The 25,055-nt window shown below is 71.1% G+C and carries 21 protein-coding genes; 8 read left to right on the top strand and 13 right to left on the bottom strand.

Features of this window, described 5'->3' with window-relative positions:
- The first annotated feature begins 1 nt into the window (after position 1).
- The 4 genes from OG735_RS13915 to OG735_RS13900 all read left to right on the top strand — a co-directional run bounded on the left by OG735_RS13915 (position 2) and on the right by OG735_RS13900 (position 6,417).
- Positions 2–1,096: an ABC transporter ATP-binding protein gene (locus OG735_RS13915; RefSeq protein WP_327323485.1), complete on the top strand. Its 1,095-nt coding sequence runs from the start codon at positions 2–4 to the stop codon at positions 1,094–1,096.
- A gap of 8 nt (positions 1,097–1,104) precedes the next feature.
- Entirely contained in the window at positions 1,105–1,818 is a 714-nt protein-coding gene (locus tag OG735_RS13910; protein ID WP_327323484.1) for an HAD family hydrolase, read from the top strand.
- Positions 1,819–2,158: 340 nt separating this feature from the next.
- Complete coding sequence (ppdK, locus tag OG735_RS13905) at positions 2,159–4,867, top strand: pyruvate, phosphate dikinase (protein WP_327323483.1); 2,709 nt, start codon at positions 2,159–2,161, stop codon at positions 4,865–4,867.
- Between the two features lie 530 nt (positions 4,868–5,397).
- Entirely contained in the window at positions 5,398–6,417 is a 1,020-nt protein-coding gene (locus OG735_RS13900; RefSeq protein ID WP_327323482.1) for an ArsR/SmtB family transcription factor, read from the top strand.
- Here OG735_RS13900 and OG735_RS13895 read toward each other — a convergent pair.
- The 7 genes from OG735_RS13895 to OG735_RS13865 all read right to left on the bottom strand — a co-directional run bounded on the left by OG735_RS13895 (position 6,387) and on the right by OG735_RS13865 (position 14,824).
- Positions 6,387–7,547, bottom strand: a complete 1,161-nt coding sequence (locus OG735_RS13895) for an alkaline phosphatase PhoX (RefSeq protein WP_327328306.1) — start codon at positions 7,545–7,547, stop codon at positions 6,387–6,389. The two genes, OG735_RS13900 and OG735_RS13895, sit on opposite strands and share 31 nt — an antisense overlap.
- Before the next feature lie 331 nt (positions 7,548–7,878).
- Positions 7,879–8,073: a ferredoxin gene (locus OG735_RS13890; protein WP_327328305.1), complete on the bottom strand. Its 195-nt coding sequence runs from the start codon at positions 8,071–8,073 to the stop codon at positions 7,879–7,881.
- A gap of 26 nt (positions 8,074–8,099) precedes the next feature.
- Positions 8,100–9,317: a cytochrome P450 gene (locus OG735_RS13885; protein ID WP_327323481.1), complete on the bottom strand. Its 1,218-nt coding sequence runs from the start codon at positions 9,315–9,317 to the stop codon at positions 8,100–8,102.
- A gap of 151 nt (positions 9,318–9,468) precedes the next feature.
- Positions 9,469–10,395 (bottom strand): oxidoreductase, encoded by a 927-nt coding sequence (locus tag OG735_RS13880; protein ID WP_327323480.1) that lies wholly within the window; start codon positions 10,393–10,395, stop codon positions 9,469–9,471.
- Positions 10,396–10,606: 211 nt separating this feature from the next.
- A complete protein-coding gene (gene nirD / locus OG735_RS13875) occupies positions 10,607–10,972 on the bottom strand; it encodes a nitrite reductase small subunit NirD (protein ID WP_327323479.1) in 366 nt (121 codons plus the stop codon).
- Positions 10,969–13,575 carry a nitrite reductase large subunit NirB gene (nirB, locus tag OG735_RS13870; protein WP_327323478.1) on the bottom strand — a complete coding sequence of 869 codons (2,607 nt, stop codon included), beginning with the start codon at positions 13,573–13,575 and terminating at the stop codon, positions 10,969–10,971. The genes nirD and nirB overlap by 4 nt, the downstream gene beginning before the upstream one ends.
- A gap of 1 nt (position 13,576) precedes the next feature.
- Positions 13,577–14,824: an NAD(P)/FAD-dependent oxidoreductase gene (locus OG735_RS13865; RefSeq protein ID WP_327323476.1), complete on the bottom strand. Its 1,248-nt coding sequence runs from the start codon at positions 14,822–14,824 to the stop codon at positions 13,577–13,579.
- Positions 14,825–15,018: 194 nt separating this feature from the next.
- Here OG735_RS13865 and OG735_RS13860 point away from each other — a divergent pair, with 194 nt between their 5' ends.
- Complete coding sequence (locus OG735_RS13860; RefSeq protein WP_327323475.1) at positions 15,019–15,804, top strand: sulfite exporter TauE/SafE family protein; 786 nt, start codon at positions 15,019–15,021, stop codon at positions 15,802–15,804.
- 263 nt (positions 15,805–16,067) lie between these two features.
- Here the strand turns inward: OG735_RS13860 and OG735_RS13855 are convergent, their stop codons facing one another.
- Together OG735_RS13855 and OG735_RS13850 are read right to left on the bottom strand one after the other, a co-directional pair.
- On the bottom strand, positions 16,068–16,691 hold the full coding sequence (locus OG735_RS13855) for a class F sortase (RefSeq protein ID WP_327323474.1): 624 nt from the start codon (positions 16,689–16,691) through the stop codon (positions 16,068–16,070).
- Between the two features lie 116 nt (positions 16,692–16,807).
- Positions 16,808–17,314, bottom strand: a complete 507-nt coding sequence (locus OG735_RS13850) for a hypothetical protein (protein ID WP_327323473.1) — start codon at positions 17,312–17,314, stop codon at positions 16,808–16,810.
- A 511-nt stretch (positions 17,315–17,825) separates the two neighbouring features.
- Between OG735_RS13850 and OG735_RS13845 the strand changes: the two genes are divergently transcribed.
- The 3 genes from OG735_RS13845 to OG735_RS13835 all read left to right on the top strand — a co-directional run bounded on the left by OG735_RS13845 (position 17,826) and on the right by OG735_RS13835 (position 19,411).
- Positions 17,826–18,413, top strand: a complete 588-nt coding sequence (locus OG735_RS13845; RefSeq protein WP_327323472.1) for an NADPH-dependent FMN reductase — start codon at positions 17,826–17,828, stop codon at positions 18,411–18,413.
- Between the two features lie 171 nt (positions 18,414–18,584).
- Entirely contained in the window at positions 18,585–18,917 is a 333-nt protein-coding gene (gene cutA, locus OG735_RS13840; RefSeq protein WP_327323471.1) for a divalent-cation tolerance protein CutA, read from the top strand.
- A complete protein-coding gene (locus OG735_RS13835; protein WP_327323470.1) occupies positions 18,914–19,411 on the top strand; it encodes a gamma-glutamylcyclotransferase family protein in 498 nt (165 codons plus the stop codon). Before cutA ends, OG735_RS13835 begins: the two co-directional genes overlap by 4 nt.
- A gap of 22 nt (positions 19,412–19,433) precedes the next feature.
- Here the strand turns inward: OG735_RS13835 and OG735_RS13830 are convergent, their stop codons facing one another.
- The 4 genes from OG735_RS13830 to OG735_RS13815 all read right to left on the bottom strand — a co-directional run bounded on the left by OG735_RS13830 (position 19,434) and on the right by OG735_RS13815 (position 25,046).
- On the bottom strand, positions 19,434–21,587 hold the full coding sequence (locus OG735_RS13830; protein WP_327328304.1) for a molybdopterin oxidoreductase family protein: 2,154 nt from the start codon (positions 21,585–21,587) through the stop codon (positions 19,434–19,436).
- Between the two features lie 118 nt (positions 21,588–21,705).
- Positions 21,706–22,287: a TIGR03086 family metal-binding protein gene (locus OG735_RS13825; RefSeq protein WP_327323469.1), complete on the bottom strand. Its 582-nt coding sequence runs from the start codon at positions 22,285–22,287 to the stop codon at positions 21,706–21,708.
- Positions 22,288–22,359: 72 nt separating this feature from the next.
- Positions 22,360–22,974, bottom strand: coding sequence for a SanA/YdcF family protein (locus OG735_RS13820; RefSeq protein WP_327328303.1), 615 nt, complete (start codon positions 22,972–22,974; stop codon positions 22,360–22,362).
- A gap of 170 nt (positions 22,975–23,144) precedes the next feature.
- Positions 23,145–25,046, bottom strand: a complete 1,902-nt coding sequence (locus OG735_RS13815) for a hypothetical protein (RefSeq protein WP_327323468.1) — start codon at positions 25,044–25,046, stop codon at positions 23,145–23,147.
- Positions 25,047–25,055 lie beyond the last annotated feature (9 nt).

Raw genomic sequence — 25,055 nt, 5'->3', positions numbered from 1 at the left:
CATGTCTGCAAGCACAGCAACCGCCGTCGCGCAGCGGACCGAGGCGTCCGCCGCGGCCGGCGCCCGGGTCGAATTCCGCGGTCTGCGCCGGGCCTTCGGCTCCACCGTCGCCCTCGACGGGCTCGACCTGACCGTCGAGCCGGGTGAGCTGATCGCCCTGCTCGGCCCCTCGGGCTGCGGCAAGACCACCGCCCTGCGCGTCGTCGCGGGCTTCGAGGAGCCGGACGCGGGCGAGGTGCTGGTCGACGGCGAGGACATCACCCGGGTGCCGGCCAACCGCCGGGACGCGGGCATGGTCTTCCAGTCGTACAGCCTCTTCCCCAACCTCAGCGCCCGCGACAATGTCGCCTTCGGGCTGCGGGTCCGCAAGATGCCGGCCGCCAAGCGCAACGCCCGCGCGGCCGAACTCCTGGCCCTGGTCGGCCTGCCCGAACACGGCGACCGCTACCCCCACCAGATGTCCGGTGGCCAGCAGCAGCGCGTCGCCCTGGCCAGGGCGCTGGCCCTGGAGCCGCGCGTGCTGCTGCTCGACGAGCCGCTGTCCGCGCTCGACGCCAAGGTGCGGCTCAGCCTGCGCGAGGAGATCCGACGGCTGCAGCTCTCCCTCGGGATCACCACGATCTTCGTCACGCACGACCAGGAGGAGGCCCTGTCCATGGCGGACCGGGTCGCCGTCCTCAACGCCGGGAAGCTGGAGCAGTGCGCGGCGCCCGCGGAGCTGTACGAGCGGCCCGCGACGCCGTTCGTCGCCGAGTTCGTCGGGACCATGAACCGGCTGCCGGGCCGGATGGCGGACGACGGCCTGGTCGAAGTGGCGGGCAGCAGGCTGCCCGTGGACGGCGACGCGCCGGAGACTTCCGAGGTCGAGGTGCTCGTACGCCCCGAGAACGTCACCGTCACCGCCGACCCGGACGGCGATGCCACGGTCGTCTCCGCGTCCTTCCTCGGCTCGGTCACTCGCGTGCTGCTGGACCTGCCGGACGGCAGCTCGGTCAAGGCCGATCTGGCATCGCGGGACGCGGGCGCGCTGGTGCCCGGCGGGCGGGCGGCGGTCGGACTGGCGCAGCGGCCCGTCCTCGTCGTACCGGCGCGGTGAGCGTGGCCATGACCGCGCCCGCGGCCGTCCTCTTCGACATGGACGGCACGCTCGTCGACACCGAGGTGCTGTGGTGGGAGGCGACCGAGGAGGTCGCCGCCTCGCTCGGCCACCGGCTGTCCGACGCGGACGCGCCGGAAGTGGTCGGCCGGGCCGTCGAGGACACCGCCGCTCATCTGATACGGATCACCGAGGTGGCCCGCAGTGCCACCTCCACTGCTTCGGCGGTGGCACAGGCGCTGACCGAAGGGTTCTTCCAGCGGGTCGAGGCGGGCGCCCCGCTGCGTCCCGGCGTACGGCGGCTGCTGGCCGAACTGGAGCAGCGGCAGGTTCCGTTCGCCCTGGTGAGCGCCTCGCCGCGGGTCGTCGTCGATTCGGTGGTCGGAGGAGCGCTGGCCGATGTGCGGTTCTCCTTCACGCTGTCGGCCGACGACACGGTACGGACGAAGCCGCATCCGGATCCCTATCGGGCGGCCGCGGACCGGTTCGGGGCCCTGCCCAGGGCATGTGTGGCGGTGGAGGACTCGCCGGACGGCAGCAACTCCGCGGAGGCCGCGGGGTGTGCGGTGCTGGTGGTGCCGTCGTTGCTGCCGGTTCCCGCGTCGGCGGGCCGGGTCTTCGCCGAGAGCTTGGAGGACGTGGATCTCGATGTGCTGAGCCGCTGTGTTGCGGCGTGTTACGCGGGTCCGGATGATGGGACCGGAGGCTCGTCAGCCGCGTGATTCTCGCCACCCTTGATAGGGGTGGCGCTCAGATGAGCGGATTGACGGCGACTGCATCTCTCGGAGGGGTGGCACCCAGTGCCACCTTTTCCGTATTCAATTGATCTATCAATTCGTCGCGATGTGTAACCGAAGGCGTGATTAATATCGCTGCACGTGCTGATGTGTTCAGACCTTGAACGCAGGCTCCCGACCGGACTGCCCATCAGTTACTTTCGATCTGGTGGCGGACGAGTGGTTACGGCCGTATGACCGCCAAGTGGACGTACCCAGACGCCTTCGATCTGGGTATGTTCCTCGCCGTCAGGGCAGCCACCGAGTCCTCGAGGAGTCGAGACCCGTGTCGGAAAACAAAGATCAGAAGTTCGTCTACGACTTCACCGAGGGCAACAGGGACCTCAAGGACCTGCTCGGCGGCAAAGGTGCGAACCTCGCCGAGATGACCAACCTCGGTCTGCCCGTCCCTCCGGGCTTCACGATCACCACCGAGGCGTGCAAGGTCTACCTCGACAGCGGCACCGAGCCCGCCGCGCTGCGCGACGAGGTGAGTGCGCACCTCGACGCCCTCGAGCAGTCGATGGGCAAGAAGCTCGGCCAGGCCGACAACCCCCTTCTGGTATCCGTACGTTCCGGCGCGAAGTTCTCGATGCCCGGCATGATGGACACCGTCCTCAACATCGGCCTCTCCGACGTGTCGGTGGCCGGGCTCGCGCAGCAGTCGGGCGACGAGCGTTTCGCCTGGGACTCGTACCGCCGCCTGATCCAGATGTTCGGCAAGACGGTGCTGGGCGTCGACGGCGAACTCTTCGAGGAGGCGCTCGAGGAGGCCAAGCACGCCAAGAAGGTCACCGTCGACACCGACCTCGACGCCGGCGATCTGAAGAAGCTGGTCAAGCAGTTCAAGAAGATCGTCTCCCGCGACGCGGGCCGCGACTTCCCGCAGGACCCGCGCGAGCAGATGGATCTCGCGATCCGCTCCGTCTTCGAGTCCTGGAACACCGACCGTGCCAAGCTCTACCGCCGCCAGGAGCGCATCCCCGGCGACCTCGGCACGGCCGTCAACATCTGCTCCATGGTCTTCGGCAACCTCGGCCCCGACTCCGGCACCGGCGTCGCCTTCACCCGCGACCCCGCCAGCGGCCACCAGGGCGTCTACGGCGACTACCTCCAGAACGCGCAGGGCGAGGACGTCGTCGCCGGCATCCGCAACACGGTGCCGCTCGCCGATCTGGAGAACATCGACAAGAAGTCGTACGACCAGTTGATGCAGATCATGGAGACCCTCGAGACGCACTACAAGGACCTGTGCGACATCGAGTTCACCATTGAGCGCGGCCAGCTGTGGATGCTCCAGACCCGCGTCGGCAAGCGGACCGCGGGCGCGGCCTTCCGTATCGCCACCCAGCTCGTCGACCAGGGCCTCATCGACGAGGCCGAGGCGCTCCAGCGCGTCAACGGCGCGCAGCTCGCGCAGCTGATGTTCCCGCGCTTCGACGATCAGGCGAAGACCGAGCTGCTCGGCCGCGGTATCGCCGCATCCCCGGGCGCGGCCGTCGGCAAGGCCGTCTTCGACTCGTACACCGCGGTCAAGTGGTCGCGTTCCGGCGAGAAGGTCATCCTCATCCGCCGTGAGACCAACCCCGACGACCTCGACGGCATGATCGCCGCCGAGGGCATCCTGACCTCGCGCGGCGGCAAGACCTCGCACGCCGCCGTCGTCGCGCGCGGCATGGGCAAGACCTGTGTCTGCGGCGCCGAGGACCTCGAGGTCGACACCAAGCGGCGTCGGCTGACGGTCGGTGAGACCGTCATCGAGGAGGGTGACGTCGTCTCCATCGACGGCTCCACCGGCAAGGTGTACCTCGGTGAGGTGCCGGTCGTGCCGTCCCCGGTCGTCGAGTACTTCGAGGGCCGGATGCACGCGGGTGCCGACGACGCCGACGAGCTGGTCGCCGCCGTGCACCGGATCATGGCGTACGCGGACCGAGTACGCCGCCTTCGCGTACGGGCCAACGCCGACAACGCCGAGGACGCGCTGCGCGCACGGCGGTTCGGCGCGCAGGGCATCGGCCTGTGCCGCACCGAGCACATGTTCCTCGGTGAGCGCCGCGAGATGGTCGAGAAGCTGATCCTCGCGGACACCGACGACGAGCGCGAGCAGGCGCTGGGCGCCCTGCTGCCGCTGCAGAAGAAGGACTTCATCGAGCTGTTCGAGGCGATGGACGGGTTGCCCGTCACCATCCGGCTGCTCGACCCGCCGCTGCACGAGTTCCTGCCCGACATCACCGAGCTGTCGGTACGTGTCGCCCTCGCCGAGGCCCGCAAGGACGCCAACGAGAACGACCTCCGCCTCCTTCAGGCCGTACACAAGCTCCACGAGCAGAACCCGATGCTGGGCCTGCGCGGTGTACGCCTCGGTCTGGTCATCCCCGGTCTGTTCGCCATGCAGGTACGGGCGATCGCCGAGGCCGCGGCCGAGCGCAAGAACGCCAAGGGCGACCCGCGTCCGGAGATCATGATCCCGCTGGTGGGCACCGTCCAGGAGCTGGAGATCGTCCGCGAGGAGGCCGACCGGGTCATCGCCGAGGTACAGGCCGCGACCGGCACCGACCTCAAGCTGACCATCGGCACGATGATCGAGCTGCCGCGCGCCGCGCTGACCGCCGGTCAGATCGCCGAGGCCGCCCAGTTCTTCTCGTTCGGTACGAACGACCTCACCCAGACCGTGTGGGGCTTCTCCCGCGACGACGTCGAGGCGAGCTTCTTCACCGCGTACCTGGAGAAGGGCATCTTCGGGGTCTCCCCCTTCGAGACCATCGACAAGGACGGCGTCGGCTCGCTCGTGCGCAGCGCTGTCGAGGCCGGCCGGGCCACCCGCCCCGACCTCAAGCTGGGCGTCTGCGGCGAGCACGGCGGCGACCCGGAGTCGGTGCACTTCTTCCACGAGGTGGGTCTGGACTACGTGTCCTGCTCGCCGTTCCGTATCCCGGTGGCGCGCCTCGAGGCCGGCCGGGCGGCGGCCGAGTCGAAGGGCAGCGACTCCCGCTGAGTCACCGGAGCCGGCGCCGGGGTCTGGGGGCTTGCCCCCAGTCGGTCGACCCTCACCGGCCCGGTAGCGGCTCCGGAACACCGAAAGGGAAGGGGCGGGCGCCTTGTGCGGGGCGCCCGCCCCTTCCATGTGTTCATCCCTGTGCCGTTCTGTTTCCCTTTTCGGCCCGGCCCGATTCCCTGTTGAATCATGGACGTTGAACCGCAATCGAATTTCTGCCAAATTCGGGGCGCGAAATAACGGGCGGAGCGCGGCCCGCGGATCCCCATCCGCGGGCCGCGCCCCATTACCCGTGCCGGACACGGAGCCGCACCTTCCGTCACCCGCCGCCGGACGTTCCAAAGCCCCCCACGGCCTTCGCAACGTCACATCGGAGACGGAAGGTTCATGCCCGACGTCGTACAGCCTTTCGGTTGGCACCCACCCCCCGCGAGGCGTTTCAACTGTGGCTGAAACACCGTGGTAACGTCCTGTGATGGCGTGCATACTCAGTGATCGGGGCGATTGCGGATGCAACAGGTGGGGGTTCGGTGCTTCGTATCCATTTCACTGGGGACGACCTAGCCAGAGTGCGGATGGGGGCCAGACCGGATGCTTTGTGGGAAACGATTCTCAGCTTTCACCGATTGCGGGATCGGCGCGGCGCGCTCGTCTTCGGAGAATGGCGCTCGGAGACTCGCGCCCGGTTGAATGGTGAAACACGCCTGCTTGCCGCGCTGGTTCCGCCGCGGGGTTATTTCCCGGACTTCCTGACGCCTCCCGAAGGGCAGGGCGGGCTGGACGCGGGCCTGGAGGCGCTGCGTGCCACCCCGGCCGTGCGCCTGCACACCGAACTCGCCCTGGCCGCCGCGGACCGCGCCACCGTGCCCGTACTGCCCGGCCGGCTCGTCGCCCTCGCCGAGGGCAGGCCCGAGCCGCTGGCACGGCTCGTGGGGGCGCTGCGGGGCTATCACCGGGCCGCTGTGGAGCCGTACTGGCCGCATATCCAGGCCAGGGTGGAGGCGGACCGTGCCGTGCGCGGCCGCGCGCTGCTCGACGGCGGCGCGGACGAACTGCTCACGTCACTGCCGCCGGTGCTGCGCTGGCGGCCGCCGGTCCTGGAGGCCGACTATCCCGTCACCCGCGAACTGCACCTGGACGGGCGGGGGTTGCTGCTCCAGCCGTCGTTCTTCTGCCGCGGCACACCGGTGGTCTACCGCGACGCCGCGCTCCCGCCCGTCCTCGTCTATCCGGCCGCCCACAGCAGCGGGCCGGCCTTCAGTGAGGCCGGCGGCCCCTCGCTGGGCAAGCTTGTCGGCCACACTCGTTCCGCCGTCCTGCAGGCCATCCGCTTCGGCTGTACGACCAGCGAACTGGCCCGCCGGGCAGGGGTGTCCCTCGCCTCCGCGAGCCAGCACGCGGCCGTCCTGCGGGAGGCGGGCCTGGTGGTGACGCTGCGCCACGGCAACGCCGTCCTGCACACCGTCACTCCGCTGGGCGCCGCCCTGCTGCGGGGCGGCGCCACTGCGGAGGCCGCGGGCTATGCCCGGAACGGTCCCGCCACCTCGTAGGTGATGCCGCCCGACGAGGAGCCGCTCGTACCGCGCTGGCTGGAGAAGTACAGCCGGGTACCGTCGGGTGAGAACGCCGGTCCGGTGATCTCGGACGAGGACTGGCCGGTGATCCGCAGGAACACCGCGACGACGTCGTCCGGAGTGATGATGCAGATCTCCATGTTGCCGCCGTCCTCGGCGACGAACAGATCGCCGGAGGACGAGCCGGTGACGTTGTCCACACCCGTCAGCGGGGCGCCGCCGCCGACCACCAGCGAGTCGTCGTAGGCCAGTTCGTAGGTGCTGTTGGCGAGATTGAGCTGCCAGACCCGGTTGTCGCCCTTGGTCGTGAACCAGACGGTGTCATTGGCGTAGTGACAGCCCTCGCCGCCGTTGAAGTGCTTGGCGCCGGAGACCTGGCTGCGGGTCGCGGTCGGCGAACCGTCCGGGTCGGGCACGTTCTGCCAGGTGAAGGAGCCGGAGGTGCCGGAGCCCGCGACGAGCACCTGGAGCGTGCCGGAGGCGAGGTTGCCCCAGGTGGTGGGGATGAACCGGTAGAGGCAGCCGTTGGTCTCGTCCTCGGTCAGGTAGATGACATGGCGCACCGGGTCGGCGGCCGCGGCCTCGTGCTTGAACTTGCCCATGGCGTCCCGGCGTACGGCGGCGTTCACGCCGTACGGGTCGGTCTCGTAGACGTACCCGAGGCTGACCTCCTCGCACGACAGCCAGGTGTTCCACGGCGTCTTGCCGCCCGCGCAGTTCTGGCGGGTGTTGGAGAGGATCCTGTACGCGCCGGTGATCGCGCCGGCCGAGGAGAGCTTCACCGCGCTCGCGCCGCCGGACGGGTTGATCTCCGAGTTGGAGACATAGATCCAGCCCGAGCCGTCCGCGAAGCAGGCACCGCCGTCGGGGGCGTTGTGCCACTTGTACGAGGTCGAGCCGACGTTCTGACCGGACCGGGCGATCACCCGGCTGCTGAACCCGCTGGGCAGCTGAATGCCGTTGGCGTCCGCCGCGCCGAGGGCCCCGTAGGGCCCCGGGCCGGGCTGGGCCGGGGCGGCGTAGGCGGCACCGCGCATCAGGGTGCCGCCGAAGGCGGCGGCGGACGTGCCGATGACTGCTCCGCGCAGGAAGTTGCGACGTTCCACTGTCACTCCAGGGTGGTGACTGCTCCGGGGCGCCGGTCGACGCCCCGAGTTGGCGCGATACCGGAACCTAGGAGTCGTGAATTGACAGCACGTCAACGAGTGGTGACGTACAGCGGTCGACCAGCGCGCCGACTCGGGGGTAGGGAAGGTTGCGCCCGGCGCGCGCCCGGCGTGCGCCGTTCACCACCTGGGCGTCCTGTCGCGACGCCGGGCCCCGGACTTCGTCCCGGGGCCCCGGGACGGGCCTGTCCTTCCAGGGCGTCCGGCGATGGAGGAGGAACCGACTGCCGGGCGGACCCGGCCACCATCGCGCCCGCCCGACGCGCGGGTCTCAGCCGTGCGAGAGCCGGATCGCCCCCACCGGGCACGCCCGGGCCGCCTCCCGTACGAGCGGACTGCCCGCGCCGGCCTCGTGGCCAGGCAGCAGCTCGCTGAATCCGTCGTCGTCCTGGGTGAACACCTCCGGCGCGGTCAGCGCGCACTGCCCCGCCCCGATGCACCTGTCCTTGTCGATGGCGATGCCGATGTCCGTACGGTCGGTACCCATGGCGGCTACCAGGTCACGGGGAGTTCGATCATCCCCTGGAGCGTGTCGCCGGGTTTGAAGGGGATCGTCTCGGCGGGCGCCGCAAGCCGCAGTCCTGGCAGCCGGTCGAAGAGCGTCCGCAGCGCGATCTCCATCTCCGCGCGGGCCAGATTCTGTCCCAGGCACTGGTGGATGCCGAAGCCGAAGGCGACATGGTGGCGGGCCGAACGGTGCCAGTCGAGTGTGTCCGGCGCCTGGTAGGCGGCGGTGTCGCGGTTGATGAGGGACGTCGAGAAGACGACGCCCTCGTCGGCCCGGATGGTCGTCCCGGCCACCTCGATGTCCTCTGTGGCCACCCGCAGCATCCCGTCGGCGATCGACAGGAACCGCAGCAGCTCCTCGACTGCGGTGGGCATCAGCGACTCCTCCGTCCGCAGCTCGGCCAGCTGTTCCGGGTGCTGGAGCAGGGTGAAGGTGCCCAGCGAGATCATGTTCGCCGTGGTTTCGTGGCCCGCGACGAGCAGGATCGTGGCGAGGCTGACCAACTCGTGCCGGTTCACCGTGCCTTCGTGCAGCTGCTGCTGGATGAGGTCGTCGAGCAGCGCCTCGCCCGGGTCCTTCCGCTTCCGGTCGATCAGCGCGCCGATGTAGTCGTTCAGCTGGTCGCGCGCGTCCTCCGTGTCGGCGGGGGCCGGTCCGCGCAGCAGCCGCCGCGACTGCGCCTCGAAGAAGTCGTGGTCGGCGTACGGGACGCCGAGCAGGGCGCAGATCACCATCGACGGCACCGGCAGGGCGAAGGCGCTCACCAGCTCGGCGGGCGGTCCCTGATCGGTCATGGCGTCGAGCAGCCGGTCCACGGTCTGCTGGATCTGCGGGCGCAGGGCGGTGATGCGTTTGAGGGTGAAACTGGGGATGAGCATCCGGCGCTGGGTGTTGTGCTCGGGGTCGTCGACGCCGAGCAGCGCTGTGCGGCGGTTGCGCAGCCGCGCGAAGCGCTCCGTGGGCATGGGGAACGCGCGGTTCTCGCGGTTGGTGGAGAGCCGTTGGTCGGCCAGCAGCTCGCGCGCCGTCGCGTGCCCGGTGACCACCCAGACGGTGCGCCCGTCGAAGAGGGAGACCCGGGAGAGCGGCCGGGCCTCGCGGAGTGGCTGGTAGGGAGTGGGCGGGTGGTAGGGGCAGCTGCGGTCCTGAGGAAACGCTACGGGTTCTGAGTCGACGGGTGCCGATACGAGTGGTTCTGTCATGGTGACCTCGCGAGCGAAGAGAGTCCGCCTTGCCGAACACCATTAGATGCCTCGGGCATCTAATGGTCCATGTGAAGTTCGGCCAAACAGCCCAAGGGCGGCGCGGGCCCCGGATTCCATGGTGCACACCCGCCGTCAGGCGCGCGAGCGCTCAGGCCTTGAGTCCCTCGTACGTCACCCCGGTGAGCTGCTCGGACGCCGCCCACAACCGCTCGCCCGCCACATCGTTCCGGGTCCATTTGGCCCGTCGGGAAGGTGCGGGCGCGCCCCGCCAGCCCTGGAACTTCGGTCCGGTGAAGGAGTCGGGCCGTACGCCCGGCGCGGTGGCCGCGTACAGCGTCGGCAGCGCCCCGGACTCGGCGGGCTGCGCGGCGATCCGGTTGCCGAACTCCATGATCCGTTCCCTGATCATGCGGCCCTCCATCCTCGCGCTCGCCGCCTGGAGGTTGGTGGCGGCGTAGCCGGGGTGGGCGGCCGCCGCGACGACGTCGGACCCGGCGGCGCGCAGCCGCCTCGCCAGCTCGTGCACAAAGAGCAGGTTCGCCGTCTTGGAACGGGCGTAGGCCACCCAACGGCGGTAGTGCCGCTCGCTGTTGAGATCCGCAATGTCGAGATTGGCCATGGCGTGCAGCCCGCTGGACAGGCTCACCACGCGCGCGCCCGGCGTGTCCAGCAGCTTCGGCAGCAGCAGCCCGGTCAGCGCGAAGTGCCCGAGGTGGTTGATGCCGAACTGCGTCTCGAAGCCGTCGGCGGTCTTCCCGTACGGCAGGGCCATCACGCCGGCGTTGTTGATGAGCAGATCGAGGTTCTCGTACGGGTACGCGGCCGCGAACTCCCGTACGGAGGACAGATCCGCCAGGTCCAGCGACCTGAACTCCACCTCGGCGTCCGGCACTTCGCGTTTGACGCGGGCCTCCGCCTGCTCGCCCCGGACCGTGCTGCGGCACGCGAGAACCACGCGCGCGCCGCGGCGGGCCAGCTCCTGGGCCGTGACGAGTCCGATGCCACTGTTGGCACCGGTGACCACGGCGGTGCGTCCGGACTGATCGGGGATGTCGCTCGCGTTCCAGCCCGCCATGGCTGAGCCCCTCGCTAGGAAACGTTGACTGCCCAGCCTACGAACCGTCAGGCCGAGGAGCCACGACCCGGCCCATCGGGTTCCGCCGACGTTCACGAATGTCGGGCCGCACCGGCCGGGCCGCCCCCCACGGCCCACGCCGGCCGGCCGGCCGCTCACGCGTCGCGAGGAGTCAGGGCAGTGACCGACGACGTGTGAGCGGAGTCCGAGGTCAGTTCAGCCGTACCTCGTAGGCCGTCACCGAGACCGAATCGTCGTCCAGGCAGCGCCCGGTCGCCAGGTCGAAGCGCTGCTTGAGCAGCGGCGACGCGACGAAGGGGCCGCCGGAGGACGAGCCGACGAGGCCCCGGGAGAGGACCTGGGCCCCGGCGAAGGGGTCCTGGTTGTCGATGGCGTACGGAGTGCCCTCGCGGTCCAGGAAGACCGCGGCCTGGCGGCCGTCCGGCAGCAGGGCCGCGACCCCGCGGCCCGGGGTGAGCAGGGACAGCGCGCAGAGCGCGATCCACTCCTGGCCCAGGCGGAGCTGGACCTGTGTTTCCGTCGTTACGGGGGCAGTCTGCTCGGGTGCGATCGTCATCGGGTGGCGGTACCTTCCAGGACTTCCAGCGGGCGGATGGTCAGCAGCGGCAGATCGGGCTTGACCTGGTCGCGCTCGGGCACGAACTTCACCGTCGGGTCCGGGACTTCGGGCGCGTTCACGAAGGAGACGAAGCGGCGCAGCCGCTCCGGGTCGTTGATGGTTTCGGACCACTCGTCGCGGTAGCCCGCGACATGGTCCGCCATCAGCGATTCGAGTTCCGCGCAGATGCCCAGTGAGTCATGGACGACCACATCCCGTACGTGATCGAGGCCGCCCTCGATCCGCTCCAGCCAGGTCGAGGTGCGCTCCAGCCGGTCGGCGGTACGGATGTAGAACATCAGGAACCGGTCGATGAGCCGGACCAGTTCCGCGTCGGAGAGATCCTGCGCGAGCAGATCGGCGTGGCGCGGGGTCGCGCCGCCATTGCCGCCGACATACAGGTTCCAGCCGTTGGCCGTGGCGATGACGCCGAAGTCCTTGCTCTGCGCCTCCGCGCACTCGCGCTGACAGCCGGAGACCGCCGACTTCAGCTTGTGCGGGGAGCGCAGGCCCCGGTAGCGCAGCTCCAGATCGATGGCCATCCGGACCGAGTCCTGCACGCCGTAACGGCACCAGGTCTGGCCCACACAGGACTTCACGGTGCGCAGAGCCTTGCCGTACGCATGCCCGGACTCGAAGCCTGCCTCCACCAGCCGCGCCCAGATCAGCGGCAGTTGATCGACGCGCGCGCCGAACAGGTCGATCCGCTGGCCGCCCGTGATCTTCGTATAGAGCCCGTAGTCGCGGGCCACCTCGCCGATCACGATCAGCTTCTCGGGAGTGATCTCGCCGCCCGGGATACGCGGCACGATCGAGTACGAACCGTTCTTCTGCATATTGGCGAGGAAGTGGTCGTTGGTGTCCTGCAGCGCGGCCTGCTCGCCCTCCAGCACATAGCCGTCGGCGCCGATCGTCGGCGCCAGCGAGGCGATGATCGAGGCGACCGTCGGCTTGCAGATCTCACAGCCGTTGCCGCCGCGGGCCGCCTCGCGTCCGTGCGCGTCGAGGAGCTTCTGGTACGAGGTGATGCGCAGCGCGCGCACGGTTTCGTACAGCTCCTGGCGGGTCTGGGCGAAGCAGGCGCACAGGCCCTTGTCGACCTCGACGCCCGAGGACTCCAGCTCGGCATTGACCAGCTGGCCCAGCACCTTGACGCAACTGCCGCAGCCCGTACCGGCCTTGGTGCACTTCTTCACCTCGGGCACGGTCGTGCAGGAGTGTTCGGTGACCGCGCCGCGGATCGTGCCCTTGGTGACGTTGTGGCAGGAGCAGATGACCGCGTCGTCGGGCAGCGCGGACGGGCCGAGCGCGGCCGGTGCGCCGATCCCGGCCGGCAGCACGAGCTGTTCGGGCGGGAGCGGCGGGACGGAGCCGGTGAGCGGGCGCAGCATGCCGTAGGAGTCGGCGTCACCGACCAGTACACCGCCGAGCAGCTCGCCCTCGCGGCCGATGACCAGCTTCTTGTAGACGCCGGAGCGGGAGTCGGAGTAGACGACGTCCAGGCAGCCCTCGGCCGTGCCCTGCGCGTCGCCGAAGGACGCCACGTCCACACCCAGCAGCTTGAGCTTGGTGGAGGTATCGGCGCCCGTGAAGCCGCCTGCCTTTCCGGCCTCTCCGGCGATGGCGTCAGCGGCCACCTCCGCCATCTCGTATCCGGGCGCGACCAGCCCGTACACCCGGCCGTCGGCGGCCAGCGCACACTCGCCGATCGCGTACACCGCGGGGTCGCTCGTACGGCACTGCTCGTCGACCGTGATGCCGCCGCGTTCGCCGACGGTGAGCCCGCTCTCGCGGGCGAGCTGGTCCCTGGGCCGCACTCCGGCCGAGAAGATGACCAGGTCGGTGTCGATGGACGAGCCGTCCGACAGCGCCATCGCGGTCACCGCGCCGTCCTCGCCCGCCGTGATCTCCTTCCCGCCGACGCCCGTGTGCACGATCAGGCCCATGTTCTCGACGGTGCGGCGCAGCGCGGCGCCGCCGCCCTCGTCCACCTGTATGGCCATCAGCCGCGGATTGAACTCGACGATGTGCGTGGCGAGCCCCAGCCCCTTGAGCGCCCCGGCCGCCTCGAGGCCCAGCAGCCCGCCGCCGACCACGGTGCCGGTCGTGCAGTTCTTGGCGTACTCCTCGATCGCGAGGAGGTCCTCGATGGTGCGGTAGACGAAGCAGCCCTCGGCGTCCTTGCCCGGCACCGGCGGTACGAAGGGGTACGAGCCGGTGGCCAGGACGAGAGTGTCGTACGCGAAGGTCCGCCCGGCGCGCGAGGTGACCGTGCGCGCCTCCCTGTCGATGGTCTCGGCCGGGTCGTCGAGATGCAGCTCGATGCCGTGACGCTCCATGAAGTCGCCCTCCACCAGGGAGAGTTGCTCGGGCGTCTGGCCGGAGAAGTACGAGCTGAGCCGGACCCGGTCGTAGGCGGCGCGGGGCTCCTCGCACAGCACGACGATCCGCGCCCGCCCGGTCAGCCCGCGCTCGGCGAGAGCCTCGAGGAATCGCTGGCCGACCATGCCATGGCCGACGACCACGATGGTGGGAGTCGTGGGGGTGGACATCGCAGGCATGTCAGAGGCCTCCATCATTGGTGAGCAGGTGGAGCAGGGGCACGCTCTCCGGAAGGGCCTCGTCGCCCTCCCAGGCCCGGGCGAGCGCGCCGACCGCGGCGAGATCCCCGAACAGCACCCCGCCGACGAGCCGGTCTCCGCGGACGACGACCTTGCGGTACGCGCCCCGGGTGGCGTCGGCGAGCTGGACGACGTCGTCCCCGGGCCGGGGAGTCGGATCGCCGAAGGCGGCGAGATCGAGCGGGCCGGCCGTGGCGGGTCCCGGCCCGGTGAGCGTGAGGCGGGTGAGGGCGCGGGTGCCGGTGTACCGGGGCGACGCCGAGATGAGTTCCGGCGCGGAGGTAAGGTCCGGCGCCGAGGTGAGTTCCGGCGCCGAGGTCAGTACGGAGGCCAGGACATCGGCCTGTTCCAGGGCCGGACCCGCCAGGCCGTACACCTGGCCGTCATGCTCGGCGCAGTCGCCGATGGCGTATATGTACGGGTCGGAAGTGCGCAGCTCGTCGTCGACGACGATGCCGCGACGCACCTCGAGACCGGCTGCGTGCGCCAGACCGACCCGCGGGCGCACCCCGCACGCGAGCACGACGAGCTCGGAGTCGAGGACATACCCGTCGGCGAGCTCGACCGCCGTACCGCGCAGGCCCCTCACCCGGCACTCCGTGTGGACTTCCACACCCAGTGACTCGAGGTGGCCGCGCAGCAGCTGAGATGCGGACACGTCCAGATGGCGCTCCATCAGATGCTCGCCCTGCTGGGCCAGCACCACCCGGGCACCGCGTGCGGCCAGCGCGCGGGCGGCCGAGACACCGAGCAGTCCGCCGCCGACGACGACCGCGTGGATCCCGGGGCGTACGGCGGCGGACAGCGCCGCGCAGTCGTCCAGGGTGCGGAAGGGGTGCACACCGTCGGGAAGCTCTCCGGCCAGTCCGCGCAGCGGCGGCAGCACCGGGTTGGACCCGGTGGCCAGCACCAGCCGCTCGTACGCCACCGAGGTGCCGTCCGCGCAGTGCACAAGCCGCAGGTCCCGGTCGATCGCGGTCGCCCGCACACCGCGCCGTACCGGCGCCTCGGGCAGGGCTATCACCTCGGGGCCGTAGCGCCCGGCGAGTACCTCCGCGAGCAGCAGCCGGTTGTACGGTGCGTGCGGCTCCTCGCCGAGGACCGTGACGTCGACGCCGTGCACGCCGAGCTGTCGCGCAAGCCGCACGCCCGCCGTTCCGCCGCCGATGACCACGATCTTCGATTCCATGCCTGCAGCCTGCGGCGTCGGTGTTACCCGGCATGTCTTCTGCTGTTTCCCTCGGGGAACGCTGCGCTCAGCGCGGCGCGAGCCGGGATGTGAGGGCGCCCCCGAGCACTCACCCGGCGCCGGAACCTCAGACGTCGCTCAAGTCTCCCGGGATTGATGGACGGCGCATTCATCTCGTCCATAGGGTCGTGACCATGCCCGACATATCGCTGACCACACTCGTCCTTCTCTGCCTCGCCGCCGCGGCGGCCGGCTGGATCGACGCGGTGGTGGGCGGCGGCGGGCTGCTGCTCCTGCCCGCCCTGCTGCTCGGCCTGCCCCACGTCCAGGCCGCTCAGATCCTCGGCACCAACAAGGCCGTGGCGATCGTCGGCACCTCGGGTGCTGCCGTCACCTATGTGCGCAAGGCCCCGGTGCAGGTGAAGACGGCGCTACGGATCGGACTCGCCGCGCTCGCGGGCTCCATGGGCGGCGCGTTCTTCGCGGCCGGCATCAGCAGCGACGTACTCCGGCCCGTGATCATGGTGGTGCTGCTCGGTGTCGCGGCCTTTGTGATGCTGCGCCCCAACTTCGGAACCGCCGCGGACACCGGCACGGGCCCCGTCACCCGCGCCCGCACCGTCACCGCGATCGTTCTCGTCGGCGGCGGGATCGGCTTCTACGACGGGCTGTTCGGGCCCGGCACCGGCACCTTCCTGGTCCTCGCGCTCACCGCCGTACTCCATCTCGACCTGGTGACCGCCTCGGCCACTGCCAAGATCGTCAATGTCTGCACCAACGCCGGGGCGCTCGCGATGTTCGCCTACCAGGGCACGGTGATGTGGCAGCTGGCCGCGCTGATGGCGGTGTTCAACCTGGCGGGCGGCATGTTCGGCGCCCGGATGGCGCTCAGGAAGGGCAGTGAGTTCGTCCGTGGAGTGCTGCTCGTGGTCGTCTTCTCGCTGGTCGCGAAGCTCGCCTTCGACCAGTGGACGGCCTGACGGCCTGACGGCCTGACGGGCCTGCGCGAGGTACGTGCGCGCGGGTCAGCGCGCCGGGCCGCAGGGGCTTCGAGGAGCCGGATTCCGAAGAATTCCGGCTCCGCTTCCGCGTCCGCGGCTACCGCTGACGTGACGCCGGCCGGAGCGGGCACCCTCATGACGACCGCCGCTGCGGCGAGGGCCGCAGCGGCGATCAGGGTGAAGATCCGGCGAGACGGCTTGTCAAGCCACTCCTGTCGGATCTCCTGATACCGGTGGATCCACTACGCCTGCAGCACCCCGATGAGATGCGCGTACGCCACCACATTGCCCTGGTAGCCGGTCTCCCTCGTGAACCCGCCGCCACAGGTGATCACCCGCAACTCGGCTCGGTCCTTCGCTCCGTAGACCTTCTCGTCCGGGAAGGCGTCGGCCTCGTACACCTCGATCGCGTCGATGGTGAACACGGCGGTACGGCCGTCCTTGCGGGTCACCTCGATCCGGTCGCCCTTCTTCAGCGCACCCAGGTTGTAGAAGACGGTGGGCCCGTCCGCGTTGTCGACATGCCCGGCGACGATCGCCGTGCCCTTGGCACCCGGCGAAGTGCCGTCCTTGTACCAGCCGGCGAGGTTGCGGTCGGCGGCGGGCGGCACGTTCAGGCTGCCGTCCTTCCCGAGGTCCAGCGGCATGACGGGGGCGTCGACACTGATCTCGGGGATGCGCAGCCGTACGGGTCCGGACGGCGGCAGCGGGTCGGCGGCCGCGTCGGTGTGGTGTCCCGGGCCGGCCGCGAAAGCCTCGGCGGCCGACGGCATCGGCGGGGTCACGTCCGCGGAGCCGTTCTGGACCAGCCGCAGGCCGATGCAGACGGCGACGGCTATGCCCCAGCCCCTTCCTTTGGCGTTCATCGCTCCTCGGCGGTCATCTGGTCCTACGGACGAACTCCCCGCTCCCGGCAGGCGCGGCGAACCGGCCTGACGGGAACGGGGACACGGCGGGACGCGGGACGGTGCAGACCGTCCCGTCAGCTGTCCTGCGCGCCGCTCGCCCGGCGGCGCAGGAGCAGGATCCCGCCGGCGGCGGCCGCGGCCAGTACGGCCACACCCGCCGCGATCTGGGTGGTGTCGGGGCCGACGCTGCCGCCGACGCCCGTTCTCACATGGCCGCTCGGCCTGTCGTGGCGATGTACCACCGGCTCGGCCGCGGCCCTCCTGTCGTTCTGGCAGGTCACGCCGATGGCGTAGGTCCCCGGCTCGGTGCCGTGGGGGACCGTGAGCCGGCCGGGCGCGACCTCGTTGTACGTACCCGGAGACAGGCGGAAGTCGCCCGCGCCGATCGACCGCGCGTCTTCGACGCCCTGGCCGTTGTGCTCGCAGGCGATGGTGTTCACGTAGAGGGTCGCCCCCGGGTCGACGGGCGACGGGAATATCTCGAGCGGATCGAAAACCCCGGCGAACGCCGTGGGGGCGCCGAGCCCGATCGTGGCGGCTGCCAGCGCGGCGCTGGTCAGCAGACGGGCAGTGGTGCGCATGGCGGTCCTCCGGGGAAGCGCGGTGGTGCTCTGTTGTGTGCTCTCTCCGAGGTAAGGCGCAGCCCGCCCGAAACGCCTGCTGATGGGCAATCAGATTCGATGGCTTCGCTCGGCGTGTCGCGCTGGACGTGATGCGTCGTCGCAGGTCATCGCCTGTGATGAGGAATCAGATCTAGCGCGGGAAGTCGTCGTGCTGAACGGGTGAAGGGTGCTCCGGGGCCCGAGGTGTCGGCCCGCCTGGAGGGGTGCGAGGAGCCGGGCGAGGAGAGCGCCGGGCGCCGCGAGGGGAGCCTGGCGCGCCCGCGCGCCACGGGGCGCCGGAGCTCGGTGACGGAGGGCTTCGGCCTCCCGCGCGAGGAGAGCGCCGGCCGGCAGGCTGGAGTCGTCCCGGCCGTACTCCCGGGACGCGTCGATGCGGCCGGTCGCATGCGATCACCGTAATACGGGCGATGCGCCATGCGTTCAGGAGCGGCTTGACCTCAACCTCGGTTCAGGTACGAGTCTCTTCCTCATGGACCTCACCACGCCTTTGAAGCTTGCCGTCATCCTCGGCAGCAACCGCGACGGCCGCTTCGGCCCGGTCATCGCCGACTGGTTCCTCTCCCGCACCGCCGAGCGCGCGGACTTCGCCGTCGAACTGATCGACCTGGCCGAAGTGGACCTGCCCACCGCACTCTCCTACCGACCGGCACCCGAAGCACGGGCCGAACTTGCCAAGACCGCACCGAAGTTGGCCGACGCCGATGCCTTCGTGGTCCTCACGCCCGAGTACAACCACTCCTTCCCCGCCTCCGTCAAGAGCCTCATCGACTGGCATTTCGGCGAATGGCAGGCCAAGCCCGTCGGCTTCATCTCGTACGGCGGCATCTCCGGCGGTCTGCGCGCCGTCGAGCAGCTGCGCCAGGTCTTCGCCGAAATGCACGCCGTCACCGTCCGCGACACCGTCTCCTTCCACAACGCCGGCAGCCAGTTCGACGACGAAGGGCAGCACAAGGACCCCACCGCGTGCGACGCCGCCGCGAAGACGATGCTGGACCAGCTCGCCTGGTGGGGGCACGCCCTGCGCAACGCCAAGTCGGTCTGTCCGTACGCCGGCTGACGCCGTCGCCGTCGCCGTCGCCGTCGCCGTCGCCGTCGCCGTCGCCGTCGCCGCGGCCGTGGGCAGGGCCGGGACGACGGGGCGGGAAGGATGCGTCGTGCGTACGGTGGCCTGATCGACCGGCAATGGACTCAAGGTCCCGCCGCCCCCACGACCCGAAGGAACGTGTCAATGGCCCAGGCACTGACCGCACTCACCGTGCTGACCACGACCGACAGTGCGGAGAAGGCGGAGGCGCTCGCGCGGGGTGCGGTGGAGTCGCGGCTGGCCGCCTGCGCGCAGATCTCCGCGCCCGTCACCTCCGTCTACCACTGGAAGAACGCGATCGAGACGGCGGAGGAGTGGCAGGTCCTGTTCAAGACGACCGAGGCCTGCTACGCCGCGCTGGAGGCGCATCTGACGGCCGCGCACGACTACGAAACGCCGGAGATCATCGCGACGCCGGTGGTGCGCGGCGGTGCTGGGTATCTGGCATGGATCGACGCGGAGACCGTGGCGCCGTGACCGAGTCCGGGCCCGAGTCCGGGCCCGAGACCGAGTCCGGTTCCGGGTCCGAGACCGAGTCCGGGCCTGGGGCCGAGCTCCCGTTCTTCGTCTACGGCACGCTGCGCCCTGGCGAGTGCAACCACGATCTCTTCCTGTACGGCCGCACGGCGGCGGAGGAGCCGGCGCTGCTGACTGACGCGGTGCTCTACGAGGGCCCGGGCTATCCGTACGCCCTGCTCGACGCCGGTGGGGGCACGGTCGCGGGTGAGGTGGTGACGGCGGCGCCGGGGGAGTACGGGGAGCTCCTCGCCGTACTCGACCGGCTGGAGGAGTACGTCGCGCCGGGCCACCCGCGCAATCTGTACGAGCGGGTGGCCCGCGACGTCGTCCGGCCGGACGGCACTGCGGTCCGGGCCTGGGTGTACCTTGCGGCGCCGGGCCTGGCCCGGGAGCTCTGCGCGAAGGGCACCCGCATCCGCGGCGGCGACTGGTGCGGCCGAAGCAGCAGCTGACCCGCGCCCACTGCGCTGTCGCCTACTCCTGCCGTTCCTCCTGCTCTGCGCGTTCCACCCGTACCGCGCACACCTTGAACTCCGGCATGCGCGAGGTCGGGTCGAGCGCCGGATTCGTCACCGAGTTGACCCGGCCCTCGCCCGGCCAGTGGAACGGCATGAAGACGGTGTCCGGCCGGATCCCGGTCGTGATCCGCGCGGGCCCGACGGCCCGCCCGCGCCGCGAAACGACGGCGAGCGGAGCCCCCTCGACGGCGCCCACGCGCTCGGCGAGCTGCGGATGCAGCTCGACAAAGGCCCCGGGCGCGGCGGCATTGAGCTCATCGACCCGCCGGGTCTGTGCCCCGGACTGGTACTGGGCGACGACCCGCCCGGTCGTCAGCAGCACGGGATACTCGGCATCCGCTTCCTCCGCGGCGGCCCGATGCCCGACGGCGATGAACCGGGCACGCCCGTCCGGAGTGGCGAACCGCTCGAGGAAGAGCCGTGGCGTACCGGGATGGGCGGGTCGGGGTCCGGGCGAGTGCTCGGCCACGGCGGGTCCATGGGTGCCCCCGGCCGCGGCCGGCTCCTCCGGGCACGGCCAGAACACCCCGTCCTCCTCCGCGATCCTTTTGTAGGTGATACCCGAGTAGTCCGCGGGGCCGCCCGCCGATGCCCGGCGGAGTTCCTCGAAAACCTCCTCCGGATCCGACGGGAAGCCCTTCTCGTGGCCCAGCAGGCCCGCAAGGCCGCCCAGGACTTCCAGGTCGCTCCGTACTCCCGGCGGCGCCGACACCGCCTTCCGGCGCAGCAGGACCCGGCCCTCCAGGTTCGTCGTCGTCCCCGTCTCCTCCGCCCACTGGGTGACCGGCAGCACCACATCCGCCAGCGCCGCCGTCTCCGACAGCACCACGTCCGCGACCGCGAGGAAGTCCAGCGCGCGCAGCCGCTCCTCCACATGCCCGGCGCGCGGCGCGGACACCACCGGGTTCGAGCCCATCAGCAACAGCGACTTCACATCCCCGCCCAGCGCGTCCAGCAGTTCGTACGCGCTGCGCCCCGGACCCGGCAGCGTCTCCGGCTCCACACCCCACACCCCGGCGACATGCGCCCGCGCCGCCGGGTCGTCCAGTTTGCGGTAGCCCGGCAACTGGTCCGCCTTCTGGCCGTGTTCGCGGCCGCCCTGGCCGTTGCCCTGACCGGTCAGACAGCCGTAGCCGGACAGCGGCCGCCCCGCCCGGCCCGTCGCCAGGCAGAGGTTGATCCAGGCGCTCACCGTGTCCGTGCCTTTGGAGTGCTGCTCGGGCCCGCGCGCCGTGAGCACCATCGCGGACTCCGCGTCGCAGAACATCCGTACCGTCTCCCGCAGTTCGGGCACGCCGACACCCGTGATGCGCTCGACGAGCTCGGGCCAGTGCGCCATCGCGGCCGCCCTGGCCTCCCCCCAGCCGCTCGTACGGTCCCTGACGAACTCCTCGTCCGTTCGTCCCTCCGCCACCACCACATGCAGCAGCCCGAGCGCGAGCGCCAGATCCGTTCCGGGCCGCGGCGCCAGATGCAGATCGGCCTGCTCCGCGGTCCGCGTGCGGCGCGGATCGACGACGATGAGCTTGCCGCCGTTCGCCCGGAGCTCGGTCAGATAGCGCAGCGCGGGCGGCATCGTCTCGGCGAGATTCGAGCCGACGAGGATCACGCATCCGCTGCGCGGAATGTCCTCCAGCGGGAACGGAAGCCCGCGGTCGAGACCGAACGCCCGCTGGTGCGCGGCCGCCGCCGACGACATGCAGAAGCGGCCGTTGTAGTCGATCTGCGAGGTGCCGAGCACGACCCGGGCGAACTTCCCGAGCGTGTACGCCTTCTCGTTGGTGAGGCCGCCGCCACCGAAGACGCCGACCGCGTCGGGGCCGTACACCGCCCGGGTACGCCGCAGTCCCGCAGCGACCGTGCCCAGGGCCTCCTCCCAGGTGGCCGGCTCGAGCCTGCCTGTGGCGGGGCGTCGGACCAGGGGCTCGGTCAGGCGCACCCGGGAGGAGAGCAGCGCGGGCGCGGTGCGGCCCTTGCCGCACAGCGCGCCACGGTTGACGGGGAAGTCCGGCCGCTCCACCACCTCGACCGCCTCGGCTCTGCCGCGCAGGCTCATGCCGCACTGCAGGGCGCAGTAGGGACAGTGGGTCGGGGTGGTGTCGTCGAGCATGTCGGGCATAGCGCCAGCGTGCGACGCCCGTGTTACGCGGGCGGACGCCCCGGATTACGGTCCGGGTACGCCCGGCTCCGACCGCGCCCGACCGCCTCGTGAGGCGCCTCGGCCTCTTTCAGGTGCGCCGGCCCAGCAGGGCCAGCAGCCTGGTCTGATGGCCGTCGCCCGGCGGCGGCTCGATGGGCGGGGCGAACAGGCCGGACTTCGACAGGCCCGACGCGTACGGCGTGACTTCGTCGAGCGCGAAGCTCACCAGCGCGGCCGGCAGCTGCTCCTGCGCCCCGATCCCACGGGACAGGTCCCAGGTGTGCACCACGGCGTCCGTGATCATCTGTGCGCAGTACGCGACGGCCGGTGTCTCCCCGTACGACAGCTGTACGGTCTGCTCCAGCGCTCCCGGGGCCGCGAAGGCCTTGCGTGCGGCGCGTGCGGCGGCGTCCCAGGTGGCCTTCGGTTTCTTGCCGAGCACATCCCCCTCGTACATGTCGCCGATCTCCTCGACGCTCGATCCGTCGGTCACCAGGGCGGGCACCCAGAGCTGTTCCACAGTGAGGTGGTTGACGAGATCGCGTACGGACCAGTCGGTACAGGGCGTCGGAGCGTCCCACTGGTCGGCCCCTACGGCATGCACGCGCTCGGTGAAGAGCGCGAGCGCTTCGGTGTGCCGGGTGAGGAGGGTTGCCACATGGTTTTCCATACGGCTCACTGTCGCGCGCCGCGGATGCCGACGCGAGTCGGTCGGCCGCTGTGAGGCTCGTGTCGCAGTGTGTCACCCTGCCGCTGCGGCCAGTGCTTCCTTCACACCGCGCTCCTTGGCGCCGAGGAATTGCGGATCGGGCGTGAGCGCGGCGTCCAGCGCCGCCTTGCCGGCGGCGAACATCTCCCGCGTCCCGCCGTAGTACCAGGTCGCGTCATGGGGCTCGGCGACCCCGACACCGTACGACTCGACCCCGGCCGCCTGGCAGAGCGCGACGGCCCGCCGGATGTGGAAGCCCTGCGTCACCAGGACCGCCCGTTCCACGCCGAAGATCTTCTTGGCGCGGACGCACGAGTCCCAGGTGTCGAAGCCGGCGTAGTCGCTGACGATCCGCCCACCCGGTACTCCGCGGGCGGTGAGATACGTCCGCATGGCATCCGGCTCGTCGTACTCGACCCTGCTGTTGTCGCCGGTGACCAGCACCACCTTGACCTTGCCCGCCCGGTACAACTCGGCGGCGGCGTCGAGCCGGTGCGCGAGGTACGGCGTGGGCCGGCCCTTCCACAGCCCGGCTCCGAAGACGACGGCGACATCCTGCGCGGGCACCTCGGCGACGGTGCGGACCCGGCTGTCGGCGACGGCATGCATCCAGGTCGCGGGCGCGAGCGCGAACACGCACGCGAGCATGACCGTCTGCACGATCCGTCGCTGGGTGCGCCGGGCGCGCGGCAGCTTCGGGAGTCGCAGCAGCTTCAGTCCTGATGCCTTGGACGGCTTCGACGCCTTGGCTGCTTTCTGTGCTTTCTGCGCTTTCGACGTCTTGGGCGCCTGCGATGCCTTCGATGTGCGGGATGCCTTCACGCCTGGTCAGACGCGGATCGGGGCGGAACGGTTCGGTCCACGGTGCCGGAGATCGCCCTCGTGTCGTGGTCCGGGCCCGTCGCCGACCATGCGGCCGACAGCAGCGACCTGGCCGCCGCCGAGGTGTAGACCGCGGCCGCGAGCCAGGCTGCCGCGAAGGCGTCCGGGTCGGCGGGCAGCAGTCGGCCCAGCGCGTCGTGGCGACGGTCCGCTGCCGTTTCGGCCAGGGACAGGGCGCAGTCCGCGCCCGTGGCGAGGCCCACCGCGCGCAGGCGGCGCGGGAGTTCGCCGTCGGCCGATGCGGCGGTGACGGCGCGGCCGCCCGCGACCGTACGGTCCACCGCGCGGCGCAGCAGATCCAACTCCACCGGCAGCGCGGGCGGCGCGGCGGCAACGAGGTGCAGTGGATCGGTCTGTGCCCGTACAGGCGCCGGTATATGTGCCGGTATGTGGGAACGGTTCAGCCGCCGCAGGCCCAGGTCCGCGCGGACGCTCTCGCCGTCGTGGCCCGTCCAGGCAGCGGCGAGGGCATGGACGCCGCCCGGCCGGTCGGGAACGGCTCGGGCGATCAGCCGCAGCGCGAGTCCGGGGCGCGAGGCGAGCAGACGCAGATTCTCCGCGTACGGCAGTTCCGGGCGCTCGTCCGGGGCGAGCAGCTGCAGCGCCGGGCCGCCGGCGACGCGGAACCCGCCGCCGGAGACCGTCCCAGTGAGGAAGAGCAGATCGCCGCCCGCCGTGCGGTCGTCGGCCGGTTCCGCCAGCCAGTCGAGTGCGGCGGCGAGTTGAGCCGCGGGCGGCCGCTGCCACAGCGCGTCGAGCGGCGACTCGTGCCATTGCGCGCCCGCAGCTCGTACGGAACGGAGCCGGGCGCCGCCGCCGATCCGGCCGTCCGGTGAGACGGTCGGGCCGGTCAGGATCACCCCGCCGCCGTCGCCCCACGCCCGCAACGGCAGCGCACAGCCGCCCGGCACCGCAGAGCCCGCCGCCTGGACCGCCCGCTCCGGGCCGCCGGGCGCCACGTCCGAGACCGTGCGGAGGGTGCCGTCCGGCGTGACGGCGTACGTGGTCGCGCCCGCATAGCCGGACGCGGTGACGACCGGTTCGGTGAACAGGCCGTACAGGCGCAGGGGTTTGGCCGGCTGGTAGGTGCGGCGCGCGGGGGTGACGGCGTCGGCCGGCCGCTGTACGAGATCGAGCAGCTCCGCGAGCTCGCGGGAAAGCTCGGGCAGCCGGAACGCCGGATCCTCGGAGCGCGCCTCGCCCAGTCGGCGTGCGATCCGTACCGCGGCGGCGGAGTGCAGCCGGAGCCCGGCGAGCCGCGCGGAGTGCGCGGCATGCAGCAGCTCGGCGCGGTGAACGGCGCCGGAGCCCGTAACTCCCGTGACGAGAACCGCTGTTGCGGCGGCGCGGAGGGTGTGGAGGGCGGTCGACCGAGTGGTGCCGAGACTGGTGCTGGTGCTGGTGCTGGTGCTGGTGCTGGTTCTGGTGCCGGCGGGGGCGGAGGCGGGGGCGATGGTGCTGCCCGTGGGCGCCGCGGCTTCCGCCTCCGGGGTCTTCGATGGTGCCGCGTCCGGGGCCCCGGGTGGCGCCGTGTCCTCCGCGAGTGGCGCGTGTGACAGGACCGCCGCGCGATGCAGGCAGGCCGGGGCCAGCAGACAGCCGCATACCGCGTCGTCCGCCCGCGCCACGATCCCGTTCGTGACCTTCAAGGTCACCGCGGTGTCCTCGTCCACCCGGACGCGGACTCCGTCCGGTGTGGCCTCCACCGGCCAGCCGGGCACCTTTGCCACAGCGCCGTCGACGCGCTTGCGCAGCCGGGCCGGGAGCAGGTCGAGAGCCCCGGCGGCCACCTCGGCGCTCGCCGGAGGCAGTCCCCGGGGTCCTGAAGGCAGTCCCATAGAGGGTGT

Source organism: Streptomyces sp. NBC_01210 (assembly GCF_036010325.1).
Taxonomy (GTDB): domain Bacteria; phylum Actinomycetota; class Actinomycetes; order Streptomycetales; family Streptomycetaceae; genus Streptomyces.
Note: the sequence above shows the minus strand (reverse complement) of the source record. Positions and strands in the feature narration are given on the sequence as shown.